Below are 2,426 nucleotides of genomic sequence, written 5' to 3' on the forward strand. Positions count from 1 at the left end.
AGTCGCACACTATGGACCCGAAGCGGAGTGATCTACCCATGGCCAGGGTGAAGCGACGGTAAGACGTCGTGGAGGCCCGAACCCACTTAGGTTGAAAACTGAGGGGATGAGCTGTGGGTAGGGGTGAAAGGCCAATCAAACTCCGTGATAGCTGGTTCTCCCCGAAATGCATTTAGGTGCAGCGTCACGTGTTTCACACCGGAGGTAGAGCTACTGGATGGCCTAGGGGGCCCACAAGCTTACCGAAGTCAGCCAAACTCCGAATGCCGGTGTGTGAGAGCGTGGCAGTGAGACTGCGGGGGATAAGCTTCGTAGTCGAGAGGGAAACAGCCCAGATCGCCGGCTAAGGCCCCTAAGCGTGTACTAAGTGGAAAAGGATGTGGGGTCGCGAAGACAACCAGGAGGTTGGCTTAGAAGCAGCCACCCTTGAAAGAGTGCGTAATAGCTCACTGGTCAAGTGATCCTGCGCCGACAATGTAGCGGGGCTCAAGTACACCGCCGAAGCCGCGGCATTCACACATTATTCTGCTTTCGAGCCAGGAGTGTGGATGGGTAGGGGAGCGTCCTGTGGCCAGGGAAGCGGCGGAGTGATCCAGCCGTGGAGGCCATGGGAGTGAGAATGCAGGCATGAGTAGCGAAAGACGAGTGAGAAACTCGTCCGCCGAATGACCAAGGGTTCCTGGGCCAGGTTAATCCGCCCAGGGTGAGTCGGGACCTAAGGCGAGGCCGACAGGCGTAGTCGATGGACAACGGGTTGATATTCCCGTACCCGTGTATCCGCGCCCAATGGCGAATCAGTTGTGCTAAGTATCCTGAAGCGGTCTTATCTTCCTTCGGGGAGAGGGAACGTGGATGCATATGACCCTGGCTGTAGTAGTCAAGCGATGGGGTGACGCAGGAAGGTAGCTGGGCCCGGTAATGGTTGTCCGGGTGTAAGCCTGTAGGGCGTTGTGTAGGCAAATCCGCACAACATTAAGCCTGAGAGGTGATGCGTAGCCGATTGAGGCGAATTCAGTGATCCTATGCTGCCGAGAAAAGCCTCTAGCGAGCTGGTACATGGCCCGTACCCCAAACCGACACAGGTGGTCAGGTAGAGAATACTAAGGCGATCGAGATAACTGTGGTTAAGGAACTCGGCAAAATACCTCCGTAACTTCGGGAGAAGGAGGGCCTTGTCTGGTGACGGAACTTGCTTCCCGAGCTGGGTGAGGTCGCAGAGACCAGTGAGAAGCGACTGTTTACTAAAAACACAGGTCCGTGCGAAGTCGTAAGACGATGTATACGGACTGACGCCTGCCCGGTGCCGGAAGGTTAAGAGGACCGGTTAGCCTGTAAGGGCGAAGCTGAGAATTTAAGCCCCGGTAAACGGCGGTGGTAACTATAACCATCCTAAGGTAGCGAAATTCCTTGTCGGGTAAGTTCCGACCTGCACGAATGGCGTAACGACTTCTCAGCTGTCTCAACCACAGACTCGGCGAAATTGCATTACGAGTAAAGATGCTCGTTACGCGCGGCAGGACGAAAAGACCCCGGGACCTTCACTATAGCTTGGTATTGGTGTTCGGTACGGTTTGTGTAGGATAGGTGGGAGACTGTGAAGCGGGTACGCCAGTATTCGTGGAGTCATCGTTGAAATACCACTCTGATCGTATTGGACTTCTAACCTCGGACCCTGATCGGGTTCAGGGACAGTGCCTGGTGGGTAGTTTAACTGGGGCGGTTGCCTCCCAAAATGTAACGGAGGCGCCCAAAGGTTCCCTCAGCCTGGTTGGCAATCAGGTGTCGAGTGCAAGTGCACAAGGGAGCTTGACTGTGAGACCGACAGGTCGAGCAGGGACGAAAGTCGGGACTAGTGATCCGGCACCGGCAAGTGGAAGCGGTGTCGCTCAACGGATAAAAGGTACCCCGGGGATAACAGGCTGATCTTCCCCAAGAGTCCATATCGACGGGATGGTTTGGCACCTCGATGTCGGCTCGTCGCATCCTGGGGCTGGAGTAGGTCCCAAGGGTTGGGCTGTTCGCCCATTAAAGCGGCACGCGAGCTGGGTTTAGAACGTCGTGAGACAGTTCGGTCTCTATCCGCCGCGCGCGTCAGAAACTTGAGGAAGGCTGTCCCTAGTACGAGAGGACCGGGACGGACGAACCTCTGGTGTGCCAGTTGTCCTGCCAAGGGCACGGCTGGTTTGCTACGTTCGGAAGGGATAACCGCTGAAAGCATCTAAGCGGGAAGCCTGTTCCAAGATGAGGTTTCTCACCTACTTGATAGGTTAAGGCCCCCAACAGACCATTGGGTTGATAGGCCGGAACTGGAAGCCCGGTAACGGGTGCAGGTGACCGGTACTAATAGGCCGAGGACTTACCAACAAAGAAGCTACGCGTCCACTGTGCGGTATCTGAAACAACACACAGATCACCGAGAAGACAGA

The 2,426-nt window shown here is 55.7% G+C and carries 1 rRNA gene; it reads left to right on the plus strand.

What is annotated here, in order from left to right:
- Positions 1 to 2,364 (plus strand): 23S ribosomal RNA (locus GFY24_RS40775); the annotation flags it as partial.
- Positions 2,365 to 2,426 lie beyond the last annotated feature (62 nt).

Source organism: Nocardia sp. SYP-A9097, assembly GCF_009649815.1.
In the GTDB taxonomy this organism is placed as follows: domain Bacteria; phylum Actinomycetota; class Actinomycetes; order Mycobacteriales; family Mycobacteriaceae; genus Nocardia.